Here is a 17,126-nt window from a genome sequence, read left to right as displayed (position 1 = left end):
TTTATTATGAAAGTCTATTCTTTCAGACTTTCCACCAAAATTTTGATATTATTAATGACCGACTTAGGATCGTCCAGATGGATATAATGACCGGCATTGGTAAGATAAAGAAGCATCCCGGCTTTGCCTGAAGCGTAAATCAGTTTCTTCCATCGCTCCATGTTTGAGTTGTTTTTTATGTGGAAGAAGGCTTCGTGGTCAAAATCTTTGCTTCGTTGGTCAAGAGGAACTTCAAATTTTCCACCAACAAAAAAGTAGATCGGAACCTTAGGTAACGGTAATGCAGTGATTTCGGCAAAATCTGTTTTTCGTAAATCATTTAAAATCTGTCTTTCGCTCCAAGGACCAAAATGCAATGAATCCACTTTTGATTGTTGCCGGTAAAGGCGATCGTATAACATTTCGTCAATTTTCTTTTCCGGAATCCCCATCGTTCTGAAAATGGCATTCCAGTCATTTTTGGTTTCCGTAAAATCGGCAGGGTCAATAAAAACCAATCCCGAAATCTCATTGGGATAAAGACCGGCAAAACTCCTGATATACACTCCTCCAAGCGAATGTCCCACGAGTATGTATGGAGGCGTTATTTTTAAAGTTTTCAGAATGTCATGCAGATTTTCAGCTACGAATTTTGCAGTAGGCATCTTGAAGATTTTATCCGTTTTGCCTATTCCGGCACGATCGTAAGCAAAAACAGGAGCAAAGGATGAAACCTGCTCCATTATTTTACTCCAATTCCCCAAATCTACTCCCATGCCATTTTCAAAAATTATCGCAGGGGTATTTTGGCTTCTGTTTTCAAATCCTTTTAAAAAAACATGATAATTGGTACCGTTTACATTGATTGATTTTTCTTGCCCAAACAAAGTGAAAGGCATCCAAAATAAACATGCTATGAAAATTGTCCTCATCGTTGTTGAAGGGTAGTGATAAACCAAACCTATAAGGTTTCAAAAACCTTATAGGTTTGACGCGTGTAAAATTTACTTACTCACGTTAAAATCCACCTCGGCATTCTCCCACAAGATACCCACTTTTCCTTTAGACGAGACCTCATAAACAAGTTTTTCGTTGAATTTGGACGATTTCTTAGGCTTTACATTCACACGTAGTGCGTCCTGTTTATCGTCGTATTTAAAAGCGCCCCACTGATTGGGTACTTTATTGAAGATGATCGTCCACTCTTTTTCGTTCGGTATCGTAAAGAACCCGTATTTGCCGGCCGACAGCGTTTTGCCTTCGATTTTTACATCTTTGTCTACCTCAAAGGTCGTGGCTTCGTTGGCGCCTGTGCGCCATACCTGACCGTAGGGAACGAGTTCGCCCCACACTTTGCGGCCTTTGATCGATGGTTGGCTGTAATTGATACTAACAGTGGCATCACCTACTTTTTGAGTTACCTGCGCCGGTGGGCTTGGACGAGCGGCTTTATCTTGGGCAATAGCTTGGTGACCAACAAAATAAAGTGCCAAAAAAGGGAGTAAAGTCAGGCTGTTTTTTACATACTTTTGCATAGCTGAAAAGAAAATTGAGTGATTGAAAAAATTGAACAGCCCAAAGATTAAAAACAAACGGTAAACTGCCTGTTCAAACCCTGTTCAAGTTGGTGCAAGTTGATTCAGACGTTCAAACAGTTGATTGTCAAAGCCATGATTATTGAAGAAAAAGACCTTGCCCTAGCCCGTTGTCGGGCATTGGTGGAAAAAAAAGTAAATTGGGGCAGTAGCAATGACTGGTCGACGCAGGATTTTGAGCGCCTCAGTGAACAAATTGCCGCCGCAACGGGCGTTACCCTCAGCGCCACTACGCTCAAGCGAGTATGGGGTAAAGTGAGATACGACTCTGTACCCACCCAAACCACGCTCAATGCCCTTGCCCAATTTTTGGGGTACGACAATTGGCGGCTTTTCTATGTTTCCATGGTTACGTTGAATAAGAATGAAAATGGAAACGAATTGTCCGAACCCGCCTTGACGGTATCGACACATTTACCGGTTACTTCTTTTTGGCAACGCCGCCGAACATTGCTCATCGGTTGCATTTCAGTCGTTATCGTTGCCTTTATTTCGTTCTTATTTTTGAACAATATCAAGCCCCCCATTGACAATTCTCAAGTACAATTCAGTAGTAGGAAAGTGACCGAAGAGTTGCCCAATTCGGTAGTGTTTGATTATGACATCGGCAACATCAACGCTGACAGCGTCACGATTCAACAGTCGTGGGATCGACGCCGCCAAGAGCGCATTGCGGCGCATAAAGGGCAACATACCTCCATTTATTATTATCCGGGTTATTTCAGAGCCAAGCTCCTGGTGGGTGACAAAATCATGAAAGAGCACGATATTTTCATTAAAACGCAGGGCTGGCAGGGAATCATTGATCAAAAGCCCATTCCGATGTACCTGAGTAAGAAAGAAACGGCGGGCAACAGCATGGAGATCAACGCGGAAACACTTCGTCAAAAAACGGGCAAATCGGTCTTTAACGATATATGGACAAACTTTTATTTGGTCAAAGATTTTGGTGTCATGGCCAACGATTTTACGTTTGAAACCATTCTACAAAATACTTCGTCGAAAGAAGAATCACTTTGTCAAAAAGTAAAACTGCGTCTACTGACTTCCGAAAGCGCCATTGCAGTGACGTTTGGCTCAAAAGGCTGTATATCAGATTCGTTCATTTTCTTGGGCGGTACAGGGATCAGCGGCAAAGATCGGGATATGTCGGCATTGGGTTGTGATTTTTCTACGCCTCAACGCTTGAAATGCAGTGTTAAAAATAAAATCTTTACGATATTCTTAAATGAAAAAGTCGTTTTTACTGCCCCTTGCAACGAGGATTTGGGTAAAATGATCGGAATCGTTGTGTGTTTTGAAGGAACGGGAAGGGTTGAAAGAGCCGAATTTTTGTGATCAAAAAATTTTCTAAAAAAATTGCCTGTGCCACTAAGTGTTTTCTTGGGTGGTAAACGTCTATCTCAAAACAGGGGTTAAATAAAACGTTTCCAAGAAAAAACTTATCTTTAGATAGAAAATGAGAGTTGTCAGGCAGAATATGCAGGAGGAAGAAGATAAGGAGCAACCGCTTTTTAGGATAATCGATACAGGGAAGTCATCGGTGAAACAAGCCGCACTTGACCCTGAATTGATGATTCGGAAAGCATTTGAAACCGATGCAGATGGGGGAATTGCGTTGCTGTTTCAGCAATATTATCCCATGCTTTGCAGCCACGCCGTGCGTTATGTATCCTCAAAAGCCATCGCCGAAGATATTGTTTCGGATATTTTTTACGAATTTCATTCACAACATTTATACCACACCATTACTACTTCTTTTCGGGCGTTTCTGTTTACGTCTGTTCGCCATCGGGCGTTTGATTATGTAAGAAGCGAAATGCGCCGAAATACATCGTTAGATAGCGCCAACCAATTTTTGAGTCCTGCCGCTTCCGAGCCTGATTCGATCATTCAGTACGAAGAACTGTACCACGATGTTGAAAATGCCATCAACAACATGCCGCTGAAACGTCGACAGATCTACGTGATGCACCGTTTTGAAGGGAAGAAATACCAGGAAATTGCGGTCGAACTCAACCTTTCACTCCGCACCATCGAAGCGCATCTTTACCAGGCCATTCGACAAATTCGGACGTCGCTGAAAGATAAATGGCTGATACTGATCCTTCTGATTGGAAGTGGTTGGTTTTAGGGAGTGATGGAAAACGGACTGCCTAATCGACAATCCAAAATCCGCAATCGAAAATAAGAAAATCCACACCGCTAAGTGTTTTTGGACGGAAAAACGTCCTACTCTTAAATTCTTTCAAGATGAAGATGCAAGTGACCAAAGATATGTTGTTCAATTATTTCTCGGGCAGAGCTACTGTTTTCCAAAAGCAGATGATCGAAGATTGGGCACAGGACAGTGAGAACCGCGAACTGTTTTACAATTATCTGGCCATGTGGGAAAGCGAACACCCGCAATACGTTGCCGATCCGCAGGCGGCCCTGGAAGCGCATCGGTCGCGCATGGCGCAACGCGATGAAGAAGGAGGCGACGAGGAAGAAGAACCCGTTTTTGTGGAAAGACGCCTTTCATCGCGGTTTTTGGCGGCGGCTTCCATTGTGTTTTTGATGTTGATAGGAGGTTGGGTATTTAGAGAAAATCTGTTGTATAAAACCCACAAAACCGCTTATGGCCAAACACAAACAGTAAAACTGGAAGATGGGAGCCAAGTGGTTTTGAACGCCAATTCGTCGCTCAAAGTATCTCGTTTTGGATTTGGAAGTCATACCCGTGAAGTCTATCTGACGGGCGAAGCTAACTTTTCGGTAACGCACAAGGATGATAACCAAAAGTTTATCGTAAAAACCAATCAGGATTTTGAAGTCGTTGTGTTAGGAACGGAGTTCGTTGTCAATACGCGACCTAAAGTAGCCAAAGTAGTTTTGAACAAAGGCAAAGTTCAACTTAGATATCAGGAAGGAAACACCCAAAAACAACTGATGATGAAGCCCGGCGATTTGGTGACAATGGATGCCAAGGGCGCGGCCAATCTTCGTCAAATTGCCAAACCGCAAAACTACGCTGCCTGGCAGGATCACCGATTTGTGTTTGAAGAGACAACGCTTAAAGAAGTTGCCCAATTGTTTGAAGATAATTTTGGGTTGCAGGTTGAGATTCCTGAATCGGAATTGGCGCAATGGACGCTGTCGGGATCATTTACGGCCAACAACGCCGAAGAACTGCTGGAAACACTCACCGAAGCTTCCAATCTATCGTACCGAAAAGAGGGAAATCGAATAATCATAACTACCGACCAATAATTCAAACCAACCGTTAACGATGAAAAAAACAATACTGACCCTGCTGTTATTGGGAGTATTGCCGGGGGGAGTACAGCCAAGTTTTGCGCAGCTACTGGCCAGTGCCCAAACTACCCAAAGCAAAGACTCTCCAAATAAACCTTCCCAAAAGAAGCTGAAAGACGTTTTGCATGAACTCAAAGAGCAATATCAAGTCGATATTTTGTTTTTCGACCGCAATGTAGAAGGCTTCACGGTAATGAGTAACGTGGTGAAACCCAATGTAAAACTGGAGCAAAATCTTGATGCGGTGCTGAAACCGTTGGGGTTGCGCTATAAAAAATCAAAGAACGGCGGCTACGTAATTACCGACAAACGCACCGAAAGGAGGTCGGAGCAAAGTGAGGCTCGATTTCCCGAAGGTGTCACAATTCCTCAAGCCGGCAATGCAACAGAGCAAACGAACGCAACAAACACAGAAACAACCCTTGTTGATAGCAAAGAAATTCAACGAATCATAGAGCAGCCCATCAGAGGTAAGGTAGTTTCGGCGGATAATGGCGAAGCGCTTGTGGGCGTGAATGTGATCATCAAAGGCACGCAACGGGGAACGACAACCAATGCCGAAGGGGAGTTCAGTTTAAACGTACCCGACGAAAAAACCGTTATCGTGTTCTCATTTGTGGGCTATACTGCGCAGGAAATGGAAGTGGGAAAGCGTACCCAAATGGACATTTCGTTGCGGATGGATAATAAGTCGTTGGAAGAAGTAGTGGTGGTGGGATACGGAACCGTCAAAAAAAGCGATTTAACGGGAGCGGTGTCCAAAGTGAGTGAAAATTCCATCAAAGCAACTCCCATTGTATCGCTCGACCGGGCAATGCAGGGGCGGGCTGCCGGGGTGCAGGTGATTCAAAACTCGGCCCGGCCCGGCGGAAGTGCTACCATTCGAATCAGGGGTTCGGGTTCGGTCAATGCCAGCAATGACCCGTTGTATGTGATCGATGGTTTTCCGACCGGAAACCTGAATTCGATCAATACCGATGATATTGAATCCATTGAAGTGCTCAAAGATGCTTCTGCAACGGCTATTTATGGTTCTCGCGGTTCAAACGGTGTGGTATTGGTTACCACAAAAAGAGGAAAAGCGGGCAAAGCGGTAATAAGTTACGATGGTTATTACGGAAGTCAATCCATTCGTCACGCTATTCCGTTGCTGAACGCTCAACAATTTGCTGAATTTGTCAACGAAGCACGTACCAACGGTGGAGCAAAACCTTATTTTGACGGTTCTACGGCAGATCTGCCGCTGCCATCGGCTTTGGGTGCCGGCACCGATTGGCAAGGGCAAATATTTCAAAAAGCCCCGATCCAAAGCCATCAGCTTTCGGCTTCGGGGGGTACCGATAAATCTCGTTATGCCGTTTCATTTGGCTATTACGATCAGCAGGGAATTGTGCTCAATTCCAATTTTAAACGCTATACCCTGCGCGCCAATCTTGATAATAACCTGACTTCAAAATTGAAGGTAGGCTTGACAATGCAGGGAGCTTATACCACCGGTAACAATGCCAAAACAGAAGTGGACGGCAACGCGGGGGGAGGGGTGACAAGTTCGGCGCTAAGTTATGCGCCCAATTTCCCGGTCTTTAATGGTGACGGAAGTTATTACAAAAATACGGGAACATTGAATGGGTACGGGGTCGATAACCCGTTGGCGATTGCCAAGGAGATCAGTAGCATTGCTTCAACGATGCGTTTGTTGGCAAATACGTATCTTGATTATACGATCATCGACGGCTTAAATTTCCGTACAAGTTTTGGCGCGGATATCCAAAGTGCCAAAACGAACAGTTATTCTACCCGTCTGTCAACGGATGGGGCCAGTTTGGGAGGAAGGGCTTCCATCGCGACAGCGCAAAGCATCGGATGGCTCAATGAAAATACGCTGAATTATACACGGCAACTATCGCCTCGTCACAGCATCAGTGGGTTGCTTGGGTATACCATTCAGGGCTTGGCTATGGAAAATGTCGGTGCCAATGCCAATACATTTACGGATGATTTTGCTTCTTACAATAATCTTGGCGCAGGTTCAACGCTCGTAGCACCCAGTTCAAGCGCCAGCGATTGGCGGCTGATCTCCTATCTTGCCCGGGTCAATTATGGTTTCGATGACCGCTTTTTATTGACACTTACTGCACGCCGCGATGGCTCCAGCCGATTTGGGCCCAACAATAAATTTGGTTTCTTTCCATCGGGAGCATTGGCGTGGAAATTGGCCAACGAAGAATGGATGAAAAAACAGTCGGTCATTTCGGACGCAAAATTGCGCATAAGCTATGGTCTGTCGGGAAATCAGGAAATTGGGAATTATCGCTATCTGGCCAATATTACTTCAACGACGTATATATTGGGCGGTGCGCTCAACACGGGAGCGGCCACCGGCGGCGTGGCTAATCCTGACCTTCGTTGGGAGAAAAATGGCCAGCTTGACATAGGATTAGACGCGGGTTTCTTTAATAATCGCCTCCAACTGACGGCCGATTATTACATCAAAACTACTTCAGATTTGCTTTTTAGCATCGGTATTCCCACTTCGTCGGGCTTTTCATCTACGCTTAAAAATATCGGCAGTGTGGAGAACAAAGGGCTTGAACTGTCTCTAAGTACGATCAATATTGACAGAGGCGGTTTTCGATGGTCTTCCGATTTCAACATTACGTTCAATCAGAATAAGATCCTGACGCTTGACGGTCGCCAGCAGTTTACGACCGGGACAGATGCGGTTATTTTTGCTACTTCTATCAATCCCATCTTGTTGAAAGTAGGCAGCCCGTTGGGAAATTATTACGGACGGGTGATGGATGGTATTTTCCAGAATCAGGCTGAAATAGATGCATCGGCGCAAAAAACGGCCAAACCGGGCGACATTCGGTACAAAGACTTAAACGGCGACGGTGTTATCAATGACAATGACCGGGACATTATCGGCAATTCCAATCCCAAGTACTTTGGTGGTTTCAACAACACGTTTACCTATAAAGGGTTTGACTTTAACATCTTTGTTCAGGGTAACTACGGCAATCAGATCCTGAATTATGGTTCCTTTGATCTGCTGAATCTAACAGGAGGGAACAATCAATCGGCGCGGGTGTTGGATCGTTGGACACCTACCAATCCAAGCACAACCATTCCGCGTGCCAACAGTGCCGGCGGCTCGCGTATCCTGTCGAGTTTCCAGGTAGAAGACGGTTCTTACCTGCGTTTTAAAAATATTTCGTTGGGGTATAATTTACCTAAAGGCGTACTGAGCCGCTTGGCGTTGAGTTCGGCCAAAATCTACGTGACGGCTCAAAACTGGATCACGATCACTAAATACACCGGCTACGATCCCGAAGTAAACCGTTACGGCAGCTCGTCGCTGAGTCAGGGACTTGACTATGGCGCGTATCCTTCGGCAAAAACGGTGTTGGTTGGCTTAAATTTGAAATTTTAAAACCTTGCTTAAAGCGATGAAAATTAGATATATAGCGCTCGTAGCGACCCTTTTTCTGACTTCCTGCGAAAATCAATTGGACCTTTCGCCCGTCACCAATCTTACCAATGTGACGTACTATAAAACCGCTGACGATGCTAAAGCAGCCGTGGGAGCATGTTATTCAGCCATCGGAGCTACTGATCCGTTTTTGGATCTGGTGACAACTGATGACGCCGTGCCTTTCCTGACCGGTTCTGCCGACCGTCCATTATTGTGGCGGTACAACATTACGCCCTCCAATACTTTTATTTCAAACTATGGAGGTGCGTATTCCGGAATTAATCGCTCAAATATCGTCATTAGCCGCCTGCCTGGTATCACAATGGATGAAGCGCTGAAGAAACGCTATATTGCCGAAGCAAAATTCCTGCGCGCGCTTCATTACTTTAACCTCGTACGCCTCTATGGCGATGTGCCCGTAGTTACCACCGAAACCACCTCCCTTGAAGGTTTGGCAGTCTCCCGTGACCCCGTTGACAAGGTATATGAACTCATCGAAACGGATTTGAAAGAGGCCGAAGCTGTATTGCCAAAATCATATCCTGTTGCTGAATCGGGGCGCGCTACGCTGGGTGCAGCCAAAGGTATTCTGGCGCGTGTGTACCTGACCAGGGCCGGCACGACTGCGGGCTCGCCTTATTGGGCGCAGGCCGCCGCTAAAGCCAAAGAAGTAATGGATTTGGGTGTGCATGATCTGTACGCCAATTTTGCCGATGCCTTTGCCCTTACCGCTCGCGGCGGGAAAGAGAATATTTTTGAAGTACAATACCTGACCGATGTGCGTGGTCATGGTCATGGCAGAGGGTACGGTGTGCGCTCGGCACCCATTTATCCGGGCACAGGTTCCGGAATTGCCCGTCCTACCGAAAAATTGTTCAATCTTTATTCGGACAAGGATACCCGTAAAGCCGTAACATTCATTACTTCGTATGTATACAATGGCGTGACAACCACGCTGTCTATTACCGATCCCGATTTTACCAAGGCGGTATCTTTTCAAAAATTATGGGATAAAACGGCCAAAACCACCTCAGGAGAAGGAACGAGTATTCCTATTCTGCGGTATTCGGATGTACTCCTGATGTATGCCGAGGCTACGAATGAGGTAAACAAAGCTCCCACTGCCGATGCGTATGCTGCGTTGAACAGAGTACGTACCCGAGCAGGGCTGACGGCATTGTCGGGATTGAGTTATCAGCAATTTAAAGATGCCGTTTGGCTGGAAAGACGTTTGGAACTGGTCTTTGAAAATTCCCGCCGTTATGATCTGATTCGTACAGGGCGGTTGATCGAAGCAGTAAAAGCGGAGAACAGCTTTGCCCGCAACGCCACGATTGAGCCGTTTCATCTACTGATGCCTATTCCGCAGGCCGACATGGATGCCAATCCGAATCTGAAACAAAACCCGGGATATTGATCTAAATTTCCATTGTATGCTCAACCGCAGAGACTTTCTAAAACAAACCCCTTCGTTGGTTGGATTACTGATGAGTATTCCGACATTGGCACAAAAAAACGCCAAAACGTCTATCATTCTTCGATCTTCCTGGCAAACGGTCAATATTGGAGACATTGGCCATACGCCCGGCGTACTTACGCTGTTGGAAAAATACCTGCCCGATGTAGAAGTGCGCCTGTGGCCGTCGAGTGTTAATAACGGCGTAGAAGAATTATTGAAGCGACGCTTTCCGAAGGTATCCATCATCACCACGCCCGAACAAATTGAGCAGGCGTTCAAAGAATGCGTCTTTTTATTGCACGGTTCGGGCCCTTCGCTGGTGGCACGTAAAGATGTAGAGCGCTGGCACAAAGAAACCGCCAAGCCGTTCGGCGTATATGGCATTACCTTTCCGGGAGTCTACACCCCCGACCCCAAAGCTGCGGTGACGGCGTCGCCGGTGGATGTAGAATTATTGAACGCGGCCCGTTTTGCCCTTTTTCGAGATTCCATTTCGTTGAAATTTGCCAAAGAAAATGGAGTGCATAATCCCGTAATGGAGTTTTGTCCCGACGGAGCATTCGCCGTAGACCTGCGCAACGAGCAAGCAGCAACGGAATTTCTGAAAGCGCATGGATTGGAAGAAGGCAAATTCCTATGTGTGATACCTCGTACTCGATTTACCCCTTATTGGGAAATTCCTGCCAAAAAAACGCCGTTTGATGAAAAACGTCATGCGCGTAATGAGGCCATGAAAGAACACGACAACGCTCCGCTGCGTGAGGCAATCATTGCCGTAGTTCGACAGACTTCCATGAAAATTCTGATCTGCCCGGAAGACGAAACACAGGTAAAACTGGGCAAAGAAATGCTGTTGGATAAACTGCCCGATGACGTAAAAGCCAAAGTGGTTTGGCGCGATAAATACTGGATCACCGACGAAGCCGTCAGTACCTATATTCGTTCGGCAGGTTTGTTTGGACTCGAAATGCACTCGCCCATCATGTGTATCGGAAATGGCGTTCCGGCCATCGTAGGGCGCTTTTTTGAACAAACCAGTAAAGGCGTGATGTGGAGTGATATTGGCTTGGGTGACTGGCTGTTTGATATGGACAATGAGCAGGATATAGCGCGGTATGTGCCAACGGTATTGGCGATGGCCAAAGATCCGAAAGCCGCCAAAGCAAAAGCCGCCAAAGCTCACAAATTTGTAGAACAACGGCAGCGCGAAACGATGGGTTTATTGAAGAAAAACCTGTCGGTGTAAGTAAATTTTCTATATTGAAACTCGGATTTGCGGTTTGTAATTTTTCAGTTTATTATTTTTCAGTTTTAAGTATTACCCTATCGGTCGGGTTGGGAGCAACCCGACACACTTTCCGTTTTTCAGTTTAAAATTTTTCGGTTTATTATTTTTCAGTTTTAAAATGCACGACCGCAGAGGTTTTTTGACAAAACTGCCGGCACTTATCGGGATGTTGATAAATGTTCCGATGTTAGCGCAAGCCAAGGCTAAAAAGGCTATTATTCTCCGTTCTTCCTGGCAAACGGAAAATATCGGTGACATTGCCCATACGCCCGGTGTGCTTACTTTGTTGGAAAGATATTTGCCCGATGTGGAGGTGCGGCTGTGGCCGTCCAATGTCGGTAATGGTGTTGAAGAAATGCTTCGGAGGCGCTTTCCACAGTTAAATATTATTCAAACGCCGGAAGAGATACAGAAAGCAATGGCAGAATGTGATTTTCTGCTACACGGTTCCGGGCCTTCGTTGGTGGCTCGGAATGATGTGGAACGTTGGCGTAAAACAACGGGTAAGCCCTACGGCATTTATGGAATTACTTTTCCCGGTGTTTATGGCTTTCCGGAGGATAGAACGAAATTCAACCCATTGGATATTGAGATATTAAGCAACGCCCGTTTTGCTTATTTTCGAGATTCGGTTTCACTGAAATTTGCCAAAGAAAAAGGCGTTAATTGCCCGATCATGGAGTTTTGCCCCGATGGTGCCTTTGCCGTTGACGTGAAAGATGATAAGGCCGCCGATGCCTTTTTGAAAGAGTATGGTCTGGAAAAGGGGAAATTCTTATGCGCCATTCCGCAGCTTCGATTCTCCCCCTGGTGGGAGCTTCCGAGTAAAAAACAGGCGATCAACGAAGCCAAACACGCCCGAAATGAAGCTATGAAAGAACACGACAATGCGCCGATTCGCGAGGCGATCATTGCGGTTGTTCGTCAGACAGCCATGAAAGTTTTACTCGTTCCTGAAAATGAAACGCAGGTACGGATTGGCAAAGAAATGCTGTACGATCCGTTGCCGGAAGATGTAAAAGCCAAAGTAGTTTGGCGAGATCATTATTGGCTCACCGACGAAGCCGTCAGCACGTACATTCGTTCGGCGGGGCTGTTTGGAATCGAAATGCACTCGCCTATTATGTGCATCGCGCAAGGCATTCCTGCCATTGTTTGTCGGTTTGAAGAACAAACGAGTAAAGGCGCCATGTGGCGCGACATTGGTTTGGGCGATTGGTTGTTTGATATGGATAATGAACGGGAGGTAGCCAACATCGTTCCTGCCGTGTTGGCGATGGCCAAAGATCCAAAAACAGCTAAAGAAAAAGTAACCAAAGCTCAAAAATTTGTCGGTAAACGGCAACGCGAAACAATGGAAGTCTTGAAGAAAAATGTGTTATCCGGTTAAACGTAGGAATGAGTTTATAATAAAGAACAGGTTGTATCGGCTAAATAGCTTTAAAACTTTTACATTTTTCAGTTTTACATTTTATTATTTTTCTGTTCCTTACTTCTACTGAACATGTCAACCCGCCGCGATTTTCTTAAACTTTCTGCGTTATCCACCGCTACTGTTACCTTATCTTTTGAAGAGTCGTTAGGCAATTTTATGACCCAAGGACCTTCGTTGAAAACTCCCACAATTGTAATACGGTCGTCGTGGAATGACAATAATATTGGTGACATTGGCCATACGCCCGGCACGCTTCGACTATTGGAAAGATACGTGCCTGAAGCACAGATCATTCTTTGGCATGCCCAACCTCGACCTGTGACGGAAGCGTTGATCGCCAAAAATTTCCCCAAAGTAAAAATCATTCAGGGGGCTTTTTTCAATGCAGAAAATTCGGAAAACGCCGCACTGAAAGCCGCTTTCGAGCAGGCCGATCTGTACATTCATAATTCAGGAATGTCTATGAATTATGGCCTTTTCAACTATGAATGGGGCGGTGTCATGTCCAACCTCGCGCCGTTTTACTATTGCATCGAAAACAATATTCCTTTCGGTCTTTACGGGCATTCGTTCGATAAATTTGCGCCGCCGTCGCTCTCGCTGTTTCGCGATGTGCTGAATCGCGCTGCTTTTATTTATTGTCGCGATGGCGACTCGGTCAAGTTTCTGAAAGAGAATCAATTCAAAACGCCTGTTCTCGAATTTGGCCCGGATGGATGCTTTGGTATCGATGTTCGCGATGAAGAAAAAGGGTTGGCGTATCTCAAACAAGTGGGCTTGGAAGCGGGCAAATTTTTGGTCGTAGTCATTCGTACCAATACTCCGCACCTCAACGCTACCGGAAAAGGCGATCTGATGAATCCCGCACCGAGTCCCGAGCAGCAGGAACAAGACCGTCTGCGGTTGGATAAAGTAAAAGACCTCATTACGAAATGGGTGCAAACCACGGGGCAAAAAGTGTTGATCGCACCCGAAGCCCTCAAAGAAACAAAATACGGCAAAACCATGCTTTACGACCAACTGGAGGCCGATATTAAGCCAAAAGTGATTTGCCGCGAAACCTTCTGGAGCGCTGATGAAGCCATGTCAGTGTATGCTCGGGCGAATTGTGCATTTGGCATGGAGCCGCATTCGCTCATCATGGCATTGGCGCTCGGAGTGCCCGTTGTGCATGCACGCTCCTTAAAACACGGCAGAAAAGGTTGGATGTTTCGGGATATTGGTTTACCCGAATGGCTGTTTGAAATTGACCAAGCGTCTGCCGCTGATATAACGGGCGCGGTTTTGAATATCTATCAGGATTATCCCGCCGCCAAAGCCAAAGTTCAAAAAGCGATGTTGTTTGTGAAAGAACGACAAAAAGCGAGTATGGCAGTAGTTAAAAAGTTGGCGACGGCTTAATGGTTGGGTTTTGAGAAACCCTGCGTCAGGTTTGAGAATCTGCCGGCACAGTGCTGACAGGCATTCGGATTCAACGTGCTTTCGGGTTCTCAAACCCGAAAGTTGCCGGTGGTTTCTCAAAACCACCGTAGTTAGTAGAAAGATGCATTTGAACGCTTTTCTCACTACCTAAATCCCTCATTCATGAATCAGAGCTCCTACCCTTTAGTCATTTTTGTGGTGTCTATCACCGTGCTTCTTTTTACGATCATACGCTTAAAAATCAATCCTTTTGTGGCTCTGCTGGGCGTAGGTTTGCTCACGGGGATGGCCATTGGTATGCCGTTGGATGAGGTAACGAAACAACTCTCCACAGGCTTCGGCCAAACCTTGGGGAACATCGGCATTGTGATCGGATTGGGGATTATTCTCGGAAACCTTTTGGCCGATGCAGGCGCTACCGAGCAAATTGCGGTGCTTTTGCTGCGAGCTGTAGGTAAAAAAAATGCGTTACTCGCCATCAATATGACAGGATATCTGACCTGTATTCCCGTATTTCTAAACGCTGCTTTTATTATTTATATGCCTTTGCTGCGCGATATATCCCGTAAAACGGGTATTTCATTGGTTGCTCTCGTGACGGCATTGATCATTGGAGGCTTTGCTACACATTGTTTGGTGATGCCTACGCCCGGGCCGTTGGCTGTGATGGGCACGCTCAATTTGCCCGTCGGGCCGTTTATCGGCTGGTCACTTTTGGTGGCCTTACCGCCGGCTTTGTTAGGTTTGGTGGCGGCGAAATATGTTGCTAAGATGCCTGAAATGCAAATTGTTGAATCTGAGTTAGAGACTGTAAGCGTAGTGCAGGATACCCGCAAAAAACCTTCAGGTGCATTATCCTTATTTCTATTGCTTTTTCCAATACTCCTTATCTTGGTCGGTAGTGTTGCGGCGGAATGGTTGCCTAAAGGCTCTACGGAGCGTCAGGTAACCGCTTTTTTTGGAGACAAAAACGTGGCAATGTTGTTGGGCGTTGTGTTAGCGGCGGTTTTATTAAAACCATTTTTTCGGAAAACCTTTGATGAATTGGTCAGTGAAAGCGGCGCGTCGGCGGGTTTATTGACGTTTATTGTGGGCGCGGGTGGATCATTTGGAGCTATTATCAATGGTTCAGGAATCGCGGCGTCACTTGTTGAGTGGCTTTCTTCCATGAATTTATCGTTGTTGATGTTGGGTTTTATTTTGACTGCTATTTTGCGTGGTGCGCAAGGCTCGGCCACGGTTGCAGCGGTGACTACTTCTTCCATTGTAGCGCCCATGATTGCTGCCGCAGGAGCGCACCCTATCACCGTTGGGTTGGCTATCTGTTGCGGAAGTATGTGTTGCTCTTTTCCCAATGATTCAGGTTTTTGGGTTATCTCCCGATTTTCAGGCATGACCGTTGCGCAAACCTTACGATCGTGGTCACTGGTAAGTACCGTAAGTGGAGTTTTAGGAATGATACTTACTTGGATAATTGATAAAACGTGGTAGAGCTTCGCCGGTCGGGATTTTAAATCCCGACCCCAACTGTTGCGGATTTGTAATCCGCTTTTAGGGCTAAACAAACAAATTTACGTTTTAGAAAGCCAATTTAGGTACGAATTAAAAGTAGATTTCAAGGGTAAAATGTTTTGTTAAAAGTAGTATGAATGCAGCGATTGTTTTCATTTCAGCACGTTTTAACCTTTTTTGCAACCTGAATGATTCAAATTAATTCCACCCTTACACCTTCTGATCTATCCGCTCAATTGCAGCGATTTTGGGAGCTTTCCGCTCAGAAGATTCGTTCCATCGAGCAGGAATACGATGTTTCCAAAGGTTCTCCCGTTTTTACGGTTCAGGGAAAATATACCACACGCGGTTGGACCGAATGGACGCAGGGCTTTCAGTTTGGTTCGGCCATTTTACAGTTTGATGCTACGGGCGAAACCGAATTTTTAGAATACGGCCGCAAAAATACCCTCGCCGTGATGGCACCGCACGTGAGCCACATTGGCGTGCACGACCACGGTTTCAACAATGTCAGCACCTACGGAAATCTGCTTCGTCTGATGAACGAAGGCAAGACAGAATTCAATGAGTGGGAGAAAAATTTCTACGAATTGGCCCTCAAAATTTCGGGCGCTGTGCAGGCAAGTCGCTGGACGCCGATCAGAAACCGCAACGGCGGACCGGGCGGATTTATTCATTCTTTCAACGGCCCGCATTCGCTGTTTGTCGATACCATTCGTTCGTGCCGGGCGTTGGTGGTGAGTCATCAATTAGGGCATGTTTTTCAGGGCGAAGGAGACGTGAAGATCAATTTGCTCGAACGTGCTTTGTTGCACATCAAAGCTACCGCCGACTTTTCGGTATTTTACGGTGAAGGCCGCGACTCGTACGATATCCGGGGACGCACGGCTCACGAGAGTGTTTTCAATACCAAAGACGGCAACTTTCGTTGCCCCAATTCTCAGCAAGGTTACACCGGTTTCACCACCTGGACGCGCGGTTTGGCGTGGGCCATGTGTGGTTTTCCGGAGGAACTGGAAGCCTTAGAAAGCATTTCTGACAACGAACTGGTGCCTTTTGGCGGGCGTGAAGCTATCGAAGCCATGATGCTTAAAGCCGCCCGCGCTACCTGCGATTTTTACATCGAACATACACCCATTAACGGTATCCCTTATTGGGATACCGGCGCGCCAACACTCTATAAGCTAGGTGATTATTTGAATAAACCTGCTGACCCATTCAACGATCATGAACCCGTTGACAGTACTGCTGCTGCCATTGGTGCTCAGGGTTTGTTGCGATTGGGTAGATATTTAATGAACAAACAAACTTCCCCTCTCTCAGAGGAGAGGGGGCAGGGGGGAGAGGTTTATTGGCAGGCAGGTTTGACCGTTTTGCAATCATTGCTTGAAGAGCCTTACCTCAGCACCGACCCCAATCACCAAGGGCTTTTGCTGCATTCGATTTACCACCATCCCAACGGTTGGGATTATGTGCCTGAAGGCAGTAAGATTCCGTATGGTGAGTCGAGCATGTGGGGTGATTATCACATTCGGGAGGCGGCGCTTTACGTCCAACGAATTATAAATAACGAGCCTTATTACGCTTTTTTAAATTGTGTAAAGTAAATGCCTGTGGGTAGGTTGAGTCTGATCGCAGGTCTGACTTGTAAAAGAAAGGAACCT

Annotated in this window: 12 protein-coding genes; 10 read left to right on the top strand and 2 right to left on the bottom strand. The window is 46.1% G+C overall.

Features of this window, described 5'->3' with window-relative positions; translation table 11 throughout:
- Positions 1 to 14: 14 nt before the first annotated feature.
- Positions 15 to 878 (bottom strand): alpha/beta fold hydrolase, encoded by an 864-nt coding sequence (locus ACQY73_RS14720; RefSeq protein ID WP_428667351.1) that lies wholly within the window; start codon positions 876 to 878, stop codon positions 15 to 17.
- 105 nt (positions 879 to 983) lie between these two features.
- Complete coding sequence (locus ACQY73_RS14715; RefSeq protein ID WP_428667349.1) at positions 984 to 1,514, bottom strand: DUF2911 domain-containing protein; 531 nt, start codon at positions 1,512 to 1,514, stop codon at positions 984 to 986.
- Positions 1,515 to 1,649: 135 nt separating this feature from the next.
- Here ACQY73_RS14715 and ACQY73_RS14710 point away from each other — a divergent pair, with 135 nt between their 5' ends.
- From ACQY73_RS14710 to ACQY73_RS14665, 10 genes are all read left to right on the top strand, one after another.
- Entirely contained in the window at positions 1,650 to 2,912 is a 1,263-nt protein-coding gene (locus ACQY73_RS14710) for a hypothetical protein (RefSeq protein WP_428667347.1), read from the top strand.
- Between the two features lie 121 nt (positions 2,913 to 3,033).
- Positions 3,034 to 3,708 (top strand): RNA polymerase sigma-70 factor, encoded by a 675-nt coding sequence (locus tag ACQY73_RS14705; protein ID WP_428667345.1) that lies wholly within the window; start codon positions 3,034 to 3,036, stop codon positions 3,706 to 3,708.
- Positions 3,709 to 3,827: 119 nt separating this feature from the next.
- A complete protein-coding gene (locus ACQY73_RS14700) occupies positions 3,828 to 4,826 on the top strand; it encodes a FecR family protein (protein WP_428667343.1) in 999 nt (332 codons plus the stop codon).
- Between the two features lie 19 nt (positions 4,827 to 4,845).
- A complete protein-coding gene (locus tag ACQY73_RS14695; RefSeq protein ID WP_428667341.1) occupies positions 4,846 to 8,304 on the top strand; it encodes a SusC/RagA family TonB-linked outer membrane protein in 3,459 nt (1,152 codons plus the stop codon).
- A gap of 16 nt (positions 8,305 to 8,320) precedes the next feature.
- Positions 8,321 to 9,763 carry a RagB/SusD family nutrient uptake outer membrane protein gene (locus ACQY73_RS14690; protein WP_428667339.1) on the top strand — a complete coding sequence of 481 codons (1,443 nt, stop codon included), beginning with the start codon at positions 8,321 to 8,323 and terminating at the stop codon, positions 9,761 to 9,763.
- Positions 9,764 to 9,779: 16 nt separating this feature from the next.
- Positions 9,780 to 11,051 (top strand): polysaccharide pyruvyl transferase family protein, encoded by a 1,272-nt coding sequence (locus ACQY73_RS14685; RefSeq protein WP_428667337.1) that lies wholly within the window; start codon positions 9,780 to 9,782, stop codon positions 11,049 to 11,051.
- A 160-nt stretch (positions 11,052 to 11,211) separates the two neighbouring features.
- Positions 11,212 to 12,483 carry a polysaccharide pyruvyl transferase family protein gene (locus ACQY73_RS14680; protein ID WP_428667335.1) on the top strand — a complete coding sequence of 424 codons (1,272 nt, stop codon included), beginning with the start codon at positions 11,212 to 11,214 and terminating at the stop codon, positions 12,481 to 12,483.
- Positions 12,484 to 12,597: 114 nt separating this feature from the next.
- Complete coding sequence (locus ACQY73_RS14675) at positions 12,598 to 13,929, top strand: polysaccharide pyruvyl transferase family protein (RefSeq protein WP_428667333.1); 1,332 nt, start codon at positions 12,598 to 12,600, stop codon at positions 13,927 to 13,929.
- 183 nt (positions 13,930 to 14,112) lie between these two features.
- A complete protein-coding gene (locus ACQY73_RS14670) occupies positions 14,113 to 15,441 on the top strand; it encodes a GntP family permease (RefSeq protein WP_428667331.1) in 1,329 nt (442 codons plus the stop codon).
- Positions 15,442 to 15,650: 209 nt separating this feature from the next.
- On the top strand, positions 15,651 to 17,069 hold the full coding sequence (locus ACQY73_RS14665; RefSeq protein ID WP_428667329.1) for a glycosyl hydrolase: 1,419 nt from the start codon (positions 15,651 to 15,653) through the stop codon (positions 17,067 to 17,069).
- Positions 17,070 to 17,126 lie beyond the last annotated feature (57 nt).

Source organism: Runella sp. (assembly GCF_965279615.1).
Taxonomy (GTDB): domain Bacteria; phylum Bacteroidota; class Bacteroidia; order Cytophagales; family Spirosomataceae; genus Runella.
Note: the sequence above shows the minus strand (reverse complement) of the source record. Positions and strands in the feature narration are given on the sequence as shown.

Excerpts from the sequence above, each read along its gene's own strand:
- ACQY73_RS14680 (WP_428667335.1), top strand. The coding sequence starts at position 11,212 with ATGCACGACCGCAGAGGTTTTTTGACAAAACTGCCGGCACTTATCGGG.
- ACQY73_RS14700 (WP_428667343.1), top strand. The coding sequence starts at position 3,828 with ATGAAGATGCAAGTGACCAAAGATATGTTGTTCAATTATTTCTCGGGC.
- ACQY73_RS14665 (WP_428667329.1), top strand. The coding sequence starts at position 15,651 with ATGATTCAAATTAATTCCACCCTTACACCTTCTGATCTATCCGCTCAA.
- ACQY73_RS14685 (WP_428667337.1), top strand. The coding sequence starts at position 9,780 with ATGCTCAACCGCAGAGACTTTCTAAAACAAACCCCTTCGTTGGTTGGA.
- ACQY73_RS14690 (WP_428667339.1), top strand. The coding sequence starts at position 8,321 with ATGAAAATTAGATATATAGCGCTCGTAGCGACCCTTTTTCTGACTTCC.
- ACQY73_RS14715 (WP_428667349.1), bottom strand. The coding sequence starts at position 1,514 with ATGCAAAAGTATGTAAAAAACAGCCTGACTTTACTCCCTTTTTTGGCA.
- ACQY73_RS14720 (WP_428667351.1), bottom strand. The coding sequence starts at position 878 with ATGCCTTTCACTTTGTTTGGGCAAGAAAAATCAATCAATGTAAACGGT.
- ACQY73_RS14695 (WP_428667341.1), top strand. The coding sequence starts at position 4,846 with ATGAAAAAAACAATACTGACCCTGCTGTTATTGGGAGTATTGCCGGGG.
- ACQY73_RS14675 (WP_428667333.1), top strand. The coding sequence starts at position 12,598 with ATGTCAACCCGCCGCGATTTTCTTAAACTTTCTGCGTTATCCACCGCT.
- ACQY73_RS14705 (WP_428667345.1), top strand. The coding sequence starts at position 3,034 with ATGAGAGTTGTCAGGCAGAATATGCAGGAGGAAGAAGATAAGGAGCAA.
- ACQY73_RS14670 (WP_428667331.1), top strand. The coding sequence starts at position 14,113 with ATGAATCAGAGCTCCTACCCTTTAGTCATTTTTGTGGTGTCTATCACC.
- ACQY73_RS14710 (WP_428667347.1), top strand. The coding sequence starts at position 1,650 with ATGATTATTGAAGAAAAAGACCTTGCCCTAGCCCGTTGTCGGGCATTG.